At 65.8% G+C, this 14832-nt stretch carries 17 protein-coding genes; 5 read left to right on the top strand and 12 right to left on the bottom strand.

Translation table 11 applies throughout. The annotated features are described in order from the left end of the window. The 5 genes from tatC to AB0M74_RS11085 all read right to left on the bottom strand — a co-directional run bounded on the left by tatC (position 1) and on the right by AB0M74_RS11085 (position 4432). On the bottom strand, positions 1 to 954 hold the full coding sequence (gene tatC / locus AB0M74_RS11105; protein WP_364904729.1) for a twin-arginine translocase subunit TatC: 954 nt from the start codon (positions 952 to 954) through the stop codon (positions 1 to 3). Positions 955 to 1071: 117 nt separating this feature from the next. Then, positions 1072 to 1338, bottom strand: coding sequence for a Sec-independent protein translocase subunit TatA (tatA, locus tag AB0M74_RS11100; RefSeq protein ID WP_364904726.1), 267 nt, complete (start codon positions 1336 to 1338; stop codon positions 1072 to 1074). An 87-nt stretch (positions 1339 to 1425) separates the two neighbouring features. Further along, positions 1426 to 2454: a 2-dehydropantoate 2-reductase gene (locus tag AB0M74_RS11095; protein WP_364904722.1), complete on the bottom strand. Its 1029-nt coding sequence runs from the start codon at positions 2452 to 2454 to the stop codon at positions 1426 to 1428. Beyond that, positions 2451 to 3440 (bottom strand): YafY family protein, encoded by a 990-nt coding sequence (locus AB0M74_RS11090; protein WP_364904719.1) that lies wholly within the window; start codon positions 3438 to 3440, stop codon positions 2451 to 2453. The genes AB0M74_RS11095 and AB0M74_RS11090 overlap by 4 nt, the downstream gene beginning before the upstream one ends. Then, the gene (locus AB0M74_RS11085; protein WP_364904716.1) at positions 3437 to 4432 is read right to left on the bottom strand and encodes a YafY family protein; all 996 of its coding nucleotides are present in this window, start codon (positions 4430 to 4432) and stop codon (positions 3437 to 3439) included. The genes AB0M74_RS11090 and AB0M74_RS11085 overlap by 4 nt, the downstream gene beginning before the upstream one ends. Positions 4433 to 4512: 80 nt before the next feature. Here AB0M74_RS11085 and AB0M74_RS11080 point away from each other — a divergent pair, with 80 nt between their 5' ends. Beyond that, complete coding sequence (locus AB0M74_RS11080; protein ID WP_364904713.1) at positions 4513 to 4809, top strand: MTH1187 family thiamine-binding protein; 297 nt, start codon at positions 4513 to 4515, stop codon at positions 4807 to 4809. 90 nt (positions 4810 to 4899) lie between these two features. Here AB0M74_RS11080 and pafA read toward each other — a convergent pair whose 3' ends face one another. From pafA to dop, 5 genes are all read right to left on the bottom strand, one after another. Further along, on the bottom strand, positions 4900 to 6258 hold the full coding sequence (gene pafA, locus AB0M74_RS11075) for a Pup--protein ligase (protein ID WP_364904710.1): 1359 nt from the start codon (positions 6256 to 6258) through the stop codon (positions 4900 to 4902). A 184-nt stretch (positions 6259 to 6442) separates the two neighbouring features. Further along, positions 6443 to 7228 carry a proteasome subunit alpha gene (prcA, locus tag AB0M74_RS11070; protein WP_364904707.1) on the bottom strand — a complete coding sequence of 262 codons (786 nt, stop codon included), beginning with the start codon at positions 7226 to 7228 and terminating at the stop codon, positions 6443 to 6445. After that, positions 7225 to 8022: a proteasome subunit beta gene (prcB, locus tag AB0M74_RS11065; RefSeq protein WP_364904704.1), complete on the bottom strand. Its 798-nt coding sequence runs from the start codon at positions 8020 to 8022 to the stop codon at positions 7225 to 7227. The genes prcA and prcB overlap by 4 nt, the downstream gene beginning before the upstream one ends. A gap of 65 nt (positions 8023 to 8087) precedes the next feature. Beyond that, the gene (locus AB0M74_RS11060; RefSeq protein WP_019047503.1) at positions 8088 to 8282 is read right to left on the bottom strand and encodes a ubiquitin-like protein Pup; all 195 of its coding nucleotides are present in this window, start codon (positions 8280 to 8282) and stop codon (positions 8088 to 8090) included. Between the two features lie 161 nt (positions 8283 to 8443). Next, positions 8444 to 9943: a depupylase/deamidase Dop gene (gene dop, locus AB0M74_RS11055; protein ID WP_364904700.1), complete on the bottom strand. Its 1500-nt coding sequence runs from the start codon at positions 9941 to 9943 to the stop codon at positions 8444 to 8446. Positions 9944 to 10155: 212 nt separating this feature from the next. On the opposite strand from dop, the gene AB0M74_RS11050 reads away from it, so the two are divergent. Then, complete coding sequence (locus tag AB0M74_RS11050; RefSeq protein ID WP_364904697.1) at positions 10156 to 11385, top strand: DUF418 domain-containing protein; 1230 nt, start codon at positions 10156 to 10158, stop codon at positions 11383 to 11385. A gap of 127 nt (positions 11386 to 11512) precedes the next feature. Here AB0M74_RS11050 and AB0M74_RS11045 read toward each other — a convergent pair whose 3' ends face one another. Further along, positions 11513 to 11923 (bottom strand): hypothetical protein, encoded by a 411-nt coding sequence (locus tag AB0M74_RS11045; protein ID WP_364904694.1) that lies wholly within the window; start codon positions 11921 to 11923, stop codon positions 11513 to 11515. Positions 11924 to 12249: 326 nt separating this feature from the next. Here AB0M74_RS11045 and AB0M74_RS11040 point away from each other — a divergent pair, with 326 nt between their 5' ends. Next, on the top strand, positions 12250 to 13035 hold the full coding sequence (locus tag AB0M74_RS11040; RefSeq protein ID WP_364904691.1) for a hypothetical protein: 786 nt from the start codon (positions 12250 to 12252) through the stop codon (positions 13033 to 13035). Between the two features lie 14 nt (positions 13036 to 13049). After that, the gene (locus tag AB0M74_RS11035; RefSeq protein WP_364904688.1) at positions 13050 to 13577 is read left to right on the top strand and encodes an NUDIX domain-containing protein; all 528 of its coding nucleotides are present in this window, start codon (positions 13050 to 13052) and stop codon (positions 13575 to 13577) included. Here AB0M74_RS11035 and AB0M74_RS11030 read toward each other — a convergent pair. Then, complete coding sequence (locus tag AB0M74_RS11030; protein ID WP_364904685.1) at positions 13548 to 13718, bottom strand: hypothetical protein; 171 nt, start codon at positions 13716 to 13718, stop codon at positions 13548 to 13550. The two genes, AB0M74_RS11035 and AB0M74_RS11030, sit on opposite strands and share 30 nt — an antisense overlap. Before the next feature lie 300 nt (positions 13719 to 14018). Here AB0M74_RS11030 and AB0M74_RS11025 point away from each other — a divergent pair, with 300 nt between their 5' ends. After that, positions 14019 to 14831, top strand: coding sequence for an AraC family transcriptional regulator (locus AB0M74_RS11025; protein ID WP_364904682.1), 813 nt, complete (start codon positions 14019 to 14021; stop codon positions 14829 to 14831). Position 14832 lies beyond the last annotated feature (1 nt).

Genomic DNA, 14832 nt, shown 5'->3' with positions numbered 1-14832 from the left:
TCAGAGGGTATCGGAGTAGTCCGACATCGGTCGCCCGGATTTCTCCGTCGGTTCGACGATCGACTCGGCGGGCCGGATCGGCTCGGGGCCGCTGAGCGAGGAGGCTTCCTCGTCCGAGAGCGCCGCAAGACTTTCGCTTTCCTTGCGTGCACGACGCCGATCGTTGATCCGAGCGAACTGCACGGCCACCTCGAACAAGACTGTCAGCGCCAGGGCAAGCGCCAGCATCGAGAACGGGTCCTGCGGAGTCACGATGGCGGCAAAAACGAAGAGCCCGAAGATCAGTCCGCGCCGCCAGGCCTTCAATCGGGCGTAGGTCAGCACCCCGACCAGGTTCAATCCGACGATCAGCAACGGTGTTTCGAAGCTGATGCCGAAGATGATCAGCAGCTGAATGATGAATCCGAAATATTGCGAACCGCTCAGCGCTGTGATCTGCGCGTTGTTGCCGATGCTCAGCAGGAAGCTCAACGCATGGGCGACAACGACATACGCCAGCACCGCACCCGTGGCGAACAGCACGGTGCCCGACGCGACGAATCCGACCGCGTACCTGCGCTCCTTGGCGTACAGACCAGGGGTGATGAACGCCCACAACTGGTACAGCCAGATCGGCGCGGCAAGCACCACGCCCGCCGTCATACCCACTTTCAAACGCAGCATGAACTGCTCGAACGGGGCGGTCGCCAACAATCGGCAGGCGCCGTCCGGCGTGAGCGAGGCTCGGGAGGAGGCGGGCAGCGAACAGTACGGCCCGAGCAGAACGTCGCCGAGACTCTCGAGGCCGAAGATCGAATGCGAATACCAGAAGAAACCGAACAACGTGGTCAGCAGGACTGCGGCGATCGAAATCAGCAGTCGACTGCGCAGCTCTTGCAGATGCTCGACCAACGACATGGTGCCGTCGGGATTCGTCCTGCGTTTGCTGTGCCGAGGATCGAACGGGATTCGCATGGTGGTGTGTTGGCCCCTGGGTTGGTTGTGCCCGCGTCGGCGGCGGCGCCGCGGATTCGTCGGGCAGCAGCGCTATGCCCGGAGTGAGTGCGACTCACCCCGGCGCTGAAGCTCGACTCAGACCGACTTCGGCGTGGTGTGGGGCTCCGCGACGGTCGCCTGCGGTTGGGCGATGGTCGCCTGTGGCAGCTCCTGGACCGGTTGCTGAACCGGTGCCGCGCTCGCCGGCGCGGTGCTCTCGTTCTGCATCTGGCTGACCTCGCTCTTGAAGATGCGCAACGACCGGCCCAGGCTGCGGGCGGCGTCGGGCATCCGCTTCGCGCCGAAGAACATCACGAAGAGCCCGGCAATGATCAGCCAGTGCCAGATGCTCAGACTGCCCATGGTTAACCTCCCAAGAATGTGGTAGCTCTGATGCTACCGGACCATGACGTGGGCGAACTCCCGCGTCGACACTCGTTTGCCCAGCGTTCAACCCCTGCCGGTGGCAGCCGCAGCCTGCAACTGGTCCCACAGTTCGGGGCCCGTCCAGGTGCGCCGGTCGCCGTGTTCGGCAGCCACGATCAATTCGATCAGGCGTTGATTCACCGGTGTCGGTGTGCCGACCATGGCGCCGAGGCTCACAATTTCGCCGCACAGCCACGAAATCTCCGTCTTGCGGCCGAGCGCGAGATCATCGGCCATCGACGAGCGTGCGACCGGGTCGATGGCCAGCACCTGGCCCGCCACCCGGCGAAAGATCCCGTCCGGAGCGGTCAGCAGCCGCACCATGAGCTGCGGCGGCAGCGGGGTCAGCCTAGCCGGGCGAATTCGCGCTCGGTTCATCGCAGCCAGCGCTTCGCCCTGAGCGAGCGCCAGACAGCGGCGGTAGTTCCGGTCGGCGAGTTCTTCACGCAGCGGCCTGCCCGACAGTGCGTTGATGGGATTGTTCAGATTCAGCAGCAGCTTCGCCCACTGCACAGGCAGCAGGTCGGGATGACGGCGCAGCGGCAGCCCCGCCTGTGCGAAGAGCTCGACGAAGTGCGCCAATGTCGGATCGTCCTGCACAGCGAGCCCGCCGTCGGTGCCGCGATGAAAGTGTCCGTCCGTGTGATGGACGATGTTGAACATCACCATGCCCGCAAGCACCACGCAGGTGGGTAGGACATCCCGGATCACGGTGTCGTTGCCGATGCCGTTCTGCAGGCTCAACACCACGGTGCCCGGGCGAATCTTGCCCGCCAACTCGCGCACCGCCTCAGAAGTCGCCGCCGACTTCACGGTGACGAGCACCAGATCCGCTGACTCCACGTCCGTCGGCTCGGTGGCGACACGGAACCCGTCCGCGGCCACCACGTCCTCGCCGCCGTCGAGGTCGGTCAGGTGCAGCCCGGATCCGGTGATCTCATCGATCGCGCGACGTCTGCCGACAAACGTCACGTCCGCGCCTGCCGCCGCCAGCTTGCCGCCGACGAAGGTGCCGACGCTCCCGGCGCCGAGCACCATCACGTGACAGGTCACACCGGCCCGACTTCCGCTGATCCGGTTTCTTGATACGCCGCCAGCGCGGCATTCGAGCGCTCACGCACGGCGGCGACCAACTCGGGCGGCCCGAGCACCGTGACACCCGAGCCGAAGCCGAGCAGCAACCGCGCCATCCAATCCAAGGTGGCGAACCGCATGGTCGCCTCCAGACTGCCATCGGGATGCACGGCCAGCCGATGCATCGGATACTGATCGAGCACCCAGCCGTAGTCGCCGCGAATCCGTAAGCGGGCCAAGGGAACCGCGGGATCGTCCTGGAACAGATCGAGTGCGGCGGACTCTTCGGTCGCATGGCGGGGCGGGCGTGCCTGCTCAGCCAATTCGGTCGCTGCCTCGATCCGGTCGAACCGGAACAGCCGCACCCCTTCGGCCTGCCTGCACCACGCCTGAAGATAACTGTTGTTGTCCACCAAGACGATTCGAATGGGATCGACGACCCGTTCGGACACCACATCGCGACTGGCCGAGTAGTAGACCAGTCGCAACGCATGCTGACGAGCCAGCGCAGAGCGCACCGTCGCCACCGCGGGCGCCTCGACCGGCGCGCTCGACGACTCCCTCAGCCCCACGCCTTCGGCAGCTCCACCGTGGGAGATGGCCGATTCGATCTTCGCGATCGCCGCGTGCGCAGCGGTCGGATCGACCATGCCGGGCATGTCCACGATCGACCGTAAGGCGACAAGTAAGGCCGTGGCCTCGGTGGAGGTCAGCCGCAGCGGACGGTCGATGCCCGCCGAGAAGGTGACCTCGATGCTCTCCTCGGAGAACGACAGGTCGATCAGGTCACCGGGTCCGTATCCGGGCAGCCCGCACATCCACAGCTGATTCAGGTCGCCCATCAGCTGCTTGGTGGTGACGCCGAGATCGACAGCCGCCTCGGCGGCGCTGATGCCGGGATGGGCGATGAAATACGGGATCATGTTCAGCAACCGCGAAAGCCGAACCGACAACCGTGAGCTCACGCTGTCACCTCCGTGCGATCGAAAACCGACCGCAGCCTCGCGACGACATCGGCACGCAATTCCTCCGGCGCGAGCACCACCGCATCGGGTCCGAGACCGGTGATCAACCGTGCCAACCAGTCGCGGGAACGAACAGGCAGCTCCACCACGACACCGTGACGGGCACCGATCATCCGGTCGCCGGTGATCCGGCCGAGCCTGCGAATTTCCCTGCCGCGATCGTCGGCCACCCACACGGTGGCCGAGCCGGTCACCGGGGCGCTGCCGGTCACAGTGTCGACGATAGCGCGCAGGTCTACACCATCAGGCTTGCTGACCACATTCGGCGGGCCGTAGGCGGTCACATCGTCGCCGATCCGCGAGAGCCGGAAGCTACGCACCGCGTTCCGGTCCCGGTCATGGCCGACGAGATACCAGCGGCCGTGGTGGGTAACCACACCCCACGGCTCCACATCACGCATGAGATAGGGCGCGTTGACCGCGCCGCGGTGTTCGAACCGGACCGCCTGCCCGGCGTCGATGGCCGTGAGCAGTTTGCCGAGCACCGGTTCCGAGCCACGGGTCCGCGCCGGCACCGCGGGCACCGACGCCACCGCGGCATCGGTTTCGACGTGTATCCCGGCCGCGCGCAGTTTGAGCAGCGCGCCCTCGGCCGCCGCGGCGAGCTCCGGCGACTCCCACATCTGCACGGCGACCGCGACGGCCGCGGCCTCCTCGCTGGTCAGATCAATCTCGGGCAGCTCGTAGGCGTCGCGGTTGATCCGGTAGCCCTCCATCGTGGAGTACCGACTCACCGGCCCCACCTCGAGCGGAATGCCCAGGTCACGCAGCTCGTTCTTGTCCCTTTCGAACATCCGGCTGAACGCTTCGTCGCTGACCGACTCCTCGTAGCCGGCGACGTTGTCCCGAATCCGCTCCGCGGTCAAGAACTGCCGGGTCGACAGTAGCGCGATGACCAGATTCATCAGCCGCTCGACCTTGGATATCGCCACCCGAACAGGGTAATGGGCAGGGCGGCGCATCGGCGCGGCGGCGCACTATTCGCGCGCTACGGACGTGTCACACTTGTCGGATGATCGTCGCTTTCTCCGTGACTCCGCTCGGCACCGGCGTCGATGTCGGCCGTGCCGTGGCCGAGGCGGTCCGGGTGGTACGGGCCAGCGGACTGCCGAACCGCACCGACGCCATGTTCACCTCCATCGAGGGCGAATGGGACGAGGTGATGGATGTCGTGAGGCAGGCCACCGACGCCATCCTCGCGGTCGCGCCGCGGTGCAGCCTGGTGCTCAAAGCCGACATCCGGCCCGGCGTCACCGACGCGATGACCACGAAAGTCGAGAAGGTCGAGCGGTACCTGACCGAGTCCTAGCCACCGCTGTTCGCTTCGGCCACAAGAGTTTTCGTGGACAGCGAGCGGGGCTCGGGTTCCGAGGAACCCGGGCCCCGCTCCGGCTGCTCGCTACATCGAGGCGATGAGCCGATCGACACGCTCGTCGACCGAGCGGAACGGGTCCTTGCACAGCACGGTGCGCTGCGCCTGGTCGTTCAGCTTCAAGTGCACCCAGTCGACGGTGAAGTCGCGACCCGCCTCCTGCGCGGCGGTGATGAAGTCGCCGCGCAGCTTCGCCCGGGTGGTCTGCGGTGGGGTGTCTACCGCGGCGTCCACGGCCTCGTCCTCGGTGACCCGCTTAGCCAGGCCCTTGCGCTGCAGTAGGTCGAAGACACCGCGGCCGCGCTTGATGTCGTGATAAGCCAGATCCAGCTGGGCGATCTTCGGATCCGACAGCTCCATGCTGTAGCGGTCCTGATAGCGCTGGAACAGCTTGCGCTTGATCACCCAGTCGACCTCGGTGTCGACCTTCGCGAAGTCCTGCGCCTCGACCGCGTCCAGGGTCCGCCCCCACAGGTCGACGACTTGGTCGACGTGGGGATCGCGATCGCGGTTGCGCAGGTGCTCGACGGCGCGTGCGTAGTACTCGCGCTGAATCTCCAGGGCGGTGGCCTGCCTGCCGCCCGCCAGCCGCACCGGGCGCTTGCCGGTCAGGTCGTGGCTGACCTCACGGATGGCGCGGATCGGGTTGTCCAGGGCGAAGTCGCGGAACGAGACCCCTGCCTCGATCATTTCCAGCACCAGCGAGGCTGTGCCGACCTTGAGCATGGTGGTGGTCTCGGACATGTTCGAGTCGCCGACGATCACGTGCAGACGGCGGTACTTCTCCGCGTCCGCGTGCGGCTCGTCGCGGGTGTTGATGATCGGTCGCGACCGTGTGGTCGCCGAGGACACACCCTCCCAGATGTGCTCGGCACGCTGCGACAGGCAGAACGTGGCCGCCTTCGGCGTCTGCAGGATCTTGCCCGCCCCGCAGATCAGCTGGCGGGTGACCAGGAACGGCAGCAGCACGTCGGAGATCCTGGAGAATTCACCAGCCCGGACCACGAGGAAGTTCTCGTGGCAACCGTAGGAGTTGCCCGCCGAATCGGTGTTGTTCTTGAACAGGTAGATATCACCGCCGATGCCCTCCTCCGCGAGGCGCTGCTCGGCGTCGATCAACAGCTCCTCCAGCACCCGCTCGCCTGCCCTGTCGTGGGTGACCAGCTGCGCCAAGTTGTCGCACTCGGCCGTGGCGTACTCCGGATGCGACCCGACATCGAGGTAGAGCCGAGCACCGTTGCGGAGGAACACGTTCGAGCTACGGCCCCAGGAAACTACCCGGCGGAACAAATACCGGGCTACCTCGTCGGGGCTGAGCCGGCGGTGTCCGTGGAAGGTGCACGTCACACCGAATTCGGTCTCGATCCCCATGATTCGTCGCTGCACACCATCGACATTACAGCCATGTCAGGTACTCGCGTGGGGGTGCGGACAACCCGGATGCATACGTCTTCACAACGATTTCGCACGTCGACGCAACATTCGATGGAAAAGTACCGGCTACGAACAAAGCCCCCGGTATTCCGTGGGACGGAATACCGGGGGCCTCGATGACCGGATTCGGCGACGGTCACTCCGACTTCGGAGCGTCCTCCGCTTCCGCCGCGGCGGTCGCTGCGGCGGCCTTGCTCTTGCTGCCCGATTTGCTGCCGGCCAGCAGCCCTTCCAGGGCGGTGTCCGAAACCCGGCGGAACGCCCGCCGCGGCCGGGCCTGCTCCAGGGTGGCGACCTCGAGCGAGCTCACCCCGAGTACGCGCTTCTCTTTGTCCGCGCCCTCGGGAACCCCCGCCGTCAGTGCCTTGACGGCCACGCCGACGGCCGAGGACAGGTCCAGACCGGACTGATAGGACGCCTTCAACGCGGTGAGGATGGGCTCGGTCGTACCACCCATCACCACATATTCGCGCTCGTCCACGATCGAACCGTCGAAGGTGATCCGGTAGAGCACCGAGGTCGGCGTCTGCTCCGGATACCCCACCTCGGCCACACAGATCTCCACCTCGTACGGCTTGAGCTGGTCAGTGAAGATCGTGCCGAGAGTCTGCGCGTACGCGTTGGCGAGGCCGCGACCGGTGACATCGCGCCGGTCGTACTGATAACCCTTCAGGTCGGCCTGCAGGATGCCGCCGCGGCGCAGCGCCTCGAACTCGTTGTACTTGCCCACCGCGGCAAACCCGACGCGGTCGTACAACTCGCTCACCTTGTGCAGCGTCGCCGACGGGTTCTCGGCGACGAACAGCACACCCTTGTCGTACACCAACACGATGACACTGCGACCACGACCGATGCCCTTGCGCGCAAGTTCGGTCTTGTCGCGCATGATCTGTTCGGCCGACGCGTAATACGGCAGTGTCATGCTTGCGCACTCCCTTCTTCCGCGGCCTCGCGGTCGGCAACGATCCCGCGCGCGATCTCCGCCAACCGCTCCTCCGGCACCAGATCGGCGCCCTCCTCGTTGACGACGATCGCCGTCGGATAGATGCCGCGCACGATGTCGGGACCGCCGGTGGCGGTGTCGTCGTCGGCCGCGTCGAAGAGCGACTCGACGGCGATGCGCAGTGCGCGGCCCTCGTCGATTCCCTTGGCGTACAGCTTCTTCAGCGACGACTTGGCGAAATTCGAACCGGAACCGACAGCGGTGTAGCCGAAACGTTCCTCGCTGCGGCCGCCGACCACGTCGTAGGAGACGATCCGACCCGCTTTGTCCGGATCGGTGGCGTATTCGTCGTAGCCGACGAGCACCGGGACCACCGCAAGACCCTGAAGTGCCGCGGGCAGGTTGTCCCGCACCATCTTCGAGAGCTTGTTGGCCTTACCGTCGAAGGTCAGCGAGACGCCTTCGATCTTCTCGTAGTACTCGAGCTCCACCGCGAAAAGCCGCACCATCTCGATGGCCATACCCGCGGTGCCCGCGATGCCCGCCGCCGAGTAGGTGTCGGTGATGTACACCTTCTCCATGTCCCTGCTGGCCAACAGGTTTCCCATGGTGGCCCGCCGGTCACCGGCAATCAGCACGCCACCGCGATAGGAGACCGCGACAATGGTGGTCCCGTGCGGAGCCAGGTCCTTCGCGGTGGTGCCACCGGAACTTCCGGTGGCACCCTCTATCGCGGCGAATCTGTTGCCGGGCAACAGTTCCGGTGCGTGCATGCGGAGATGTTCGGTGAATGACGAGAGCGCGTGTCCCGGGTGGAGACGCAACGGGTCACCTGCTGTCACTGGCCACCCTTCTGCACGTACGCACGAACGAAGTCTTCCGCGTTCTCCTCGAGCACATCATCGATCTCGTCGAGCAGGTCGTCGGTCTCCTCCGCCAGCTTCTCGCGGCGCTCTTGTCCGGCGGCGTCTACGCCCTCCGGACCCTCATCCTCGTCGCCGCCCCCGGCGCGCTTGGTCTGCTCTTGTGCCATGGCAGCCGACCTCCTCTGTCCTCATCATGACCAGGGCTCATGGTCCGAGCACGGCCCTGATCATGAGCAATGTCCGTGCTCGTCCTTCAACACTACCCAGCGACACCGACACGGTGTCGTATTCTGAGCCGATGTGCGGCCGAGTCGACACCGGATCTCACTCAGGTGGTCAACTGTTCGACGAGCTCGGCGGCGGTGTTGACGCCGTCGAGCAGCTTGCCGACGTGCGCCTTTGTCCCGCGGCGCGGCTCTAGCGTCGGGATGCGCACCAGCGAATCCCCGCCGAGATCGAAGATCACCGAATCCCAGCTCGCGGCAGCGATATCGGCGCCGAAGCGACGCAGGCACTCACCGCGGAAGTAGGCGCGGGTGTCGGTGGGCGGCTTGGTCATCGCATCCAGAATCTGTTGCTCGGTGACAAGACGTTTCATCGATCCGCGTGCCACCAGGCGGTTGTAGAGCCCCTTGTCCAGCCGCACATCGGAGTACTGCAGGTCCATCAGGTGCAGTTTGGGTGCGGCCCAGCTCAGGCCCTCACGCTTGCGCATCCCCTCGAGTAGACGCAGCTTGGCGGGCCAGTCGAGCAGGTCGGCGCATTCCATCGGATCGCGTTCGAGCAGGTCTAGCACCATCGCCCAGTTCTCGATGATGTCGTGAACCCGAGGATCGTCGTTAGCGCTGCGCGCCACGTACTTCTCCACCCGGTCCAGGTAGATGCGCTGCAAGGCCAAGCCGGTGAGCTCACGGCCGTCGGTGAGCGCCACTGTGGCACGCAGGGTGGGGTCGTGCGAGATCTGGTGCACCGCGGTGACGGGGCGGGCCAGCTGCAGATCCGACAGGTCCTCGCCCGCCTCTATCAGGTCGAGCACCAACGCGGTGGTGCCGACCTTGAGGTAGGTGGACATTTCGGCCAGGTTGGCGTCACCGATGATGACGTGCAACCTGCGGTACTTGTCGGCGTCGGCGTGCGGCTCGTCGCGGGTGTTGATGATGCCGCGCTTGAGCGTGGTCTCCAAGCCGACCTCGACCTCGATGTAGTCGGCACGCTGGGACAGCTGGAAACCGGCGTGGTCACCGGACTGGCCGATGCCGACCCGACCGGAACCCGTGATCACCTGGCGCGACACGAAGAACGGGGTCAGGCCGACGATGATCTGATTGAACGGGGTTTCGCGGCTCATCAAGTAGTTCTCGTGGGTGCCGTAGGAGGCACCCTTGCCGTCGACATTGTTCTTGTACAACTGCAGCCGCGGTGCGCCCGGCACGCTCGATGCATGCCGCGCCGCGGCCTCCATCACCCGTTCGCCTGCCTTGTCCCAGATCACCGCGTCCATAGGGTCGACGACCTCGGGTGCGGAGTATTCGGGGTGCGCATGGTCAACATACAGTCGGGCACCGTTGGTGAGGATCATATTCGCCGCGCCGACCTCGTCGGCGTCGATCACCGGCGCGGGCCCGTTCATCCGACTCAAGTCGAAGCCGCGCGCATCGCGTAGCGGCGACTCCACCTCGTAATCCCATCGAGTTCGCTTCGCGCGCGGCACGCCCTCCGCCGCCGCATAGGCGAGTACCGCCTGGGTGGAGGTGAGGATCGGGTTGGCGGACGGCTCGGTGGGAGTGGAGATGCCGTATTCGACCTCGATGCCGATGATGCGCTGCATAGCGACGAGCCTAGTGTGCAGTCGGCGCAGGCCGTCGACAGTCCCGCACTTGGACGAATGCGGCTGCGCCCTGATATCCCCGGGCTGCGAAAGTCCGCCGTCGCCATCCGCGCTCGGTCGATGGCATCGACCATCCGGCGGACCTCGATCTCATACCGTGGGTGGTACTTACGGAGGACCCGCCCGGACCCGATGAACGCGATATTCGGAGCATGACCGAATCGATTGCCGACCCCCACTCGGGTACCGCGGGGCGGCACCGCACAGCGGACGAGCCGAACACGGCGGCACCGACTCCCGACGCACCCTCGCGAGTCGTCGCGCTGGATGTGCTGCGCGGCATCGCCATCCTCGGCACGCTCGGCACGAACATCTGGATTCTCACCGACGCCGAGGGCCTCGTCGGCTACCTCGACGAGCTACACACCGACGCGACCGGCTGGATGTGGGCCGAGCGCCTCATGCAGCAGGTGGCGCAAGGTAAGTTCCTCGGGCTGCTCACCATCATGTTCGGCATCGGACTTGCCATCCAGCAGGGTTCGGCCGCGCGAGCAGGCCGCCGCTGGCCGGGCAGCTATCCGTTACGGGCCGGGCTGCTCTTCCTCGACGGACTGCTGAATTTCTTGTTCATCGCCGAGTTCGACGTGCTGATGGGGTACGCGCTCACCGGACTGGTCGTCGCCTTCATCCTCGCGACAAGCGAACGCGGGCAACATCGTTGGCTGATCATCGCGGCGGGCATCCACGTCACGATGTTGACGGTGATCGCGGTCGGCATGGCGTTCGATTCCCGCCCGGAATCGGGGCCGAGTTCAGCACTCGACCCGAATCCCTATGCCGACGGATCGTTCTTGGATCTGGTCCTGTTCCGGCTGGAGCACGCGGGCATGTTCCGGCTCGAGGCGATCTTCGTGTTTCCCATGTCGATCGCACTGTTCCTGGCCGGCGTCCGGCTGTTCCGGGCCGGAGTCTTCCGACCCGAAGGCGCACGAATCCGCAATCGGCTCATGATCGCCGGGTTCGCGGTGGCGGCTCCTCTCGATCTGATCGTCGGTGTACTCGGCGGGGGGAACATGCTGCTGATCACCCGATACGGCACAGCACCGTTCGTCTCGTTCGGCATCTTGGCACTGGTGGCCGAGTTCTCGTTGCGCCACCCGCGTGTCGGATTCCTCGGCCGACGCCTCACCGACGTCGGCCGCACCGCGCTGAGCTGCTACATCCTGCAGAACCTGGTGGCGTCGATCCTGTGCTACGGCTGGGGTTTCGGCCTGGCCGCCCGGGTGTCGCCTGGTGCTCGCATCCCGTTCACAGTCGGCATCTATCTGCTGGTCGCGCTGACCATCGTCGCCTTCGCGCACCTCTGGCTGCGCCGCTTCGAGCGTGGGCCGGTGGAGTGGCTGTGGAATACCAGTTACCGCGCCCTCACTCGCGAACGCTGACCGGTGCGGTCAGCCGCTGAAACGGACTACTCGACCGGTGTTGTTCGCGCCGTTCGCAGGCGCGATCAACCCGCGCAGGCCGGGATCGTCAGAATCATAGTTGCGATGATCGAGCCGATTCGCCGTGTCACCGCCGTCGCCCTTCTGCGTTGTGTTGCACCAGAAATGCTTCGATCAGCGCGCCACGCTGCTCGGCCGTCGCACGCTCCAACTCGATGGTGTCACCGCCGATCGTGACCGATATCTTGCGGGCCGCGGCCTGCCGGTCGAGCCAGTCACGCAGTGTCTCGATCACCGTGGTGAAAACTCCACAGGACGCGCTCAATGCGATAACCAATGCGCCCACCGTGACAGCGTCGGCCGACTTCGCCGCGTCCGGCGCCGGACCGTCGCGAACCAGCGCCACCGAATCGATGCCGAGTTCGAACAGTTCCGCGCGTAATTGCCGCGTGAGACGGCCCACGTCGGTATAGAAATCCGCCGTAAGGTCCATGACAATTCTTGCCGTCAGCAGGTGTGCTGCGCCGCCCCCGTTCATTCGACCACCTCCAGCGGCCATATCGTCAGGCACACATGTTCTCGCACCGAACCTGACGGCACAAGGCTTTCACCGAAAGCCTGTCATGTGGTCGCCGGATCTAGACCGAACGGCGGCCATCGCCGCGCACACATCATCGGCGGATGACATAACCACACCTCGAAATACCCGCGCGACGAGGAAGTGCCGCCTACCTACCGGGTAGCGGGCGGACCGGAATACGAGTACGCGGCTACTCGTGCCCGCCGCGGGACTGCGCCGGATTCTTACCCTGCGTCACCGATCCCGCGTCGACGTATCAATTCCACCGGCACTGGAGGAGCGTCATGTCGGATCCGGCACGCGCAATGAGTAAAGATGATGCTTTCGCCGAACTCGAAAGCCTCGCCACCGACGGCGTGATCTTGTTCGAGGGCATGGCGTCGCCGAGCATGGTCAGTTTCGAGGGCCATGATCCGGGCACTGGAAACTTGATGCCAGGGAATGTCGCCGGTGTCATAATCCGAAACGGCAACCATAACAACACGCCCAATGCACCGGACCGGCTCGATCCGCGAAATGCACTGGCAATAGTACGATTCTGCCATTTCCTCTCCAACAATTTCGGCGTGACCGACATGGTCCATTTCGGGCTCGACGGCGGTGGATTCAACGCCGACGGCTCACCGCGCACCGACTGCCACGGTCAAGGCCGGGCCTGCGACTTCGCCGGGGTGACGATGCCGGTCGGCGGCGTGATGCGCACGATCACCGTGACGAAGCACTGGGGCACCGTCGCCACCTCCGCAACTCCTGGCGGTAGCTGGCCCCCCGGCACAGGCGGCAACGTGCACTACCGCCTCGACGAGGTCGACGCACAGCCGCTCGGCGACGACCCCGACGGCAATATGTTCATCGCCGATTTCTTCCGCAGCGTCTACGGCTTCATCGCCACCGAATGGCAGGACACCTCCGACGGGGCGGACCCCGCAGGCGTCACCACCGCGATCGGCGACAGCAGCTTCATCATGCACCCGGACCACCCGGCGTCGCACCCATTGCCCGCCAAGAACGGCCGCGAGGCGCATTTCAACCACATTCATATGCAGATCGGCAAAACCGGCACGGAATAGCTACCGTCGACGGTGTGACACTCGCCGATCGGTATCCCTTGCTACACACCCCCACTCGCTGGGAGTGGGGCGGCCTGGACGTCCAGTTCTCGACCGACCCGCCGCCGGATGACCTCGTGACAAACATCCACGTCGTCTGCTTCATCGGCAACGACATCGTGCTGTGCCGCGACGACCGCGACGTGTGGCTCGTCCCGGGCGGCACCCGAGAGGCGGGTGAGAGCATCGACGAGTGCATGCGGCGCGAACTGCGCGAGGAGGCGGGCGCCCGGCCGGTGGGCTCGGTCCGGTGGCTCGGCGCCCACTACGCGACCTCCGATCAGCCCGCGCCCTATCGCGATTGGCAGCCGCACCCGCACAAGGCATGGTTGTGGTGCGCTGCCGACGTCGTCCTGGAATCCGCGCCCAGCAATCCCGATGATGCCGAGAACATCACCGAGGTGCGCGCATTCCCGATCCCCGAGGCCATGCGGCTCGCCCGCACCGACGGTGATCACATGGCCGAATTGCTCTCACTCGCCGTGGAACTCCACCGCCAGTAGTTCACCCTGGGCGCGCGCCAAGGGATTCCGTGCGGATAGCAGATCACCGACAAGAGTGTCGCGGTCCGGTGGCACGCCGAGGCCGCGGACGTTTCCTTCGAGCAACTCACCGACATGGAAGCCCGATCGCGTGCGCGGCAACGGCGTAGCAGGTTCCGCTGTTGTCAGCGGTGACGTGATCCACGTTCACCGACTCCGGATGACCCGGGCGGAATCGAGCCTTCGAGTACCTGAGTTCGGTCGAACCGCTGGACGACGTCCAGGGGTGGTTCACCCGCAGCGACGACTTCCTCGTTGCGCACCCGCCCCTGACACCCCGCGGTCCGGCCGTTGGTCACCGAGTTCCTCGATAGGGTTGCCGATACCCTGACAACCGCCGTGCGCCCGCGATAGTCTCGGCGGGGATCCGAACCGGGATTCGCAGTCTGCCGGGAGCATCCGATGATGAAGGCTCTGGTTACCTCGACCTCACCTCGATCCGCGAGCGCTGCCGTCGGCCCGCCCGGCGACGCGCGCACCGAAGGTACCGCGTTGCTCCGGGCAGGCGTGCTCGCCTTCGGCGGTTCGATCGGCCCGACGGCATTGCATGCCCATCACACCGTGCAGATCGTCGCCACCTGTACCCCGGTGATCGTGGTGGACGCCAGCGGTATTCGCCATCAGGGCACCCACGTGATCGTGCCGGCCGACGCGCCGCACCGGATCGCCGCGGGCGCCGAGCGCGGCACGGCGATCTACCTCGATCCCGAGACAGCCGCGGGCGCGGCTGCCGACCGCAGGGCACACACCTACGGTTGGGCAGACAGCGCCCACTCGCTGCCGGTCGATCCGACGGGGGCGGCACTGGCCGACGTGGTGGCCGATGTGGTCCGCGATCTCCAGCACGACGAGCACCACACCGGCAGTGCCGCACGCCATGCCGCGGTGACCGAAGCGCTCGGGTTGCTTCCCACGTTGATTCGCAACGGTCCGGTCCGCGGCGCCGATGTCGCCCGCAGGCTCGGTATTTCGGCGACCCGGCTGACCAATCTGTTCACCGAACAGATGGGAATCCCGATGCGTCCCTATATCCTCTGGCTGCGCCTGCACGTCGCGGTGACCCGGGTCCGATCCGGCGACGACCTGACCGCTGCCGCCCGCGCCGCGGGCTTCGCCGACAGCGCCCAGCTCACCCGCACCTGCCGCCGCACCTTCGGTCTGCCCCCTTCGGCGCTGAGCGGCCACGTCGACTGGGATCTGGGCGAGGAGACCTAGC

This window comes from Nocardia sp. NPDC051463 (genome assembly GCF_040681975.1).
Taxonomy (GTDB): Bacteria; Actinomycetota; Actinomycetes; order Mycobacteriales; family Mycobacteriaceae; genus Nocardia.
The sequence above is the reverse complement of the archived record's forward strand: the minus strand, read 5'-3'. Positions and strand labels throughout refer to the sequence as shown.

Excerpts from the sequence above, each read along its gene's own strand:
- AB0M74_RS11060 (WP_019047503.1), bottom strand. The coding sequence starts at position 8,282 with ATGGCACAAGAGCAGACCAAGCGCGCCGGGGGCGGCGACGAGGATGAG.
- tatA (WP_364904726.1), bottom strand. The coding sequence starts at position 1,338 with ATGGGCAGTCTGAGCATCTGGCACTGGCTGATCATTGCCGGGCTCTTC.
- prcB (WP_364904704.1), bottom strand. The coding sequence starts at position 8,022 with ATGCACGCACCGGAACTGTTGCCCGGCAACAGATTCGCCGCGATAGAG.
- prcA (WP_364904707.1), bottom strand. The coding sequence starts at position 7,228 with ATGACACTGCCGTATTACGCGTCGGCCGAACAGATCATGCGCGACAAG.
- AB0M74_RS11045 (WP_364904694.1), bottom strand. The coding sequence starts at position 11,923 with ATGAACGGGGGCGGCGCAGCACACCTGCTGACGGCAAGAATTGTCATG.
- tatC (WP_364904729.1), bottom strand. The coding sequence starts at position 954 with ATGCGAATCCCGTTCGATCCTCGGCACAGCAAACGCAGGACGAATCCC.
- AB0M74_RS11080 (WP_364904713.1), top strand. The coding sequence starts at position 4,513 with ATGATCGTCGCTTTCTCCGTGACTCCGCTCGGCACCGGCGTCGATGTC.
- AB0M74_RS11025 (WP_364904682.1), top strand. The coding sequence starts at position 14,019 with ATGATGAAGGCTCTGGTTACCTCGACCTCACCTCGATCCGCGAGCGCT.
- AB0M74_RS11050 (WP_364904697.1), top strand. The coding sequence starts at position 10,156 with ATGACCGAATCGATTGCCGACCCCCACTCGGGTACCGCGGGGCGGCAC.
- dop (WP_364904700.1), bottom strand. The coding sequence starts at position 9,943 with ATGCAGCGCATCATCGGCATCGAGGTCGAATACGGCATCTCCACTCCC.
- AB0M74_RS11040 (WP_364904691.1), top strand. The coding sequence starts at position 12,250 with ATGTCGGATCCGGCACGCGCAATGAGTAAAGATGATGCTTTCGCCGAA.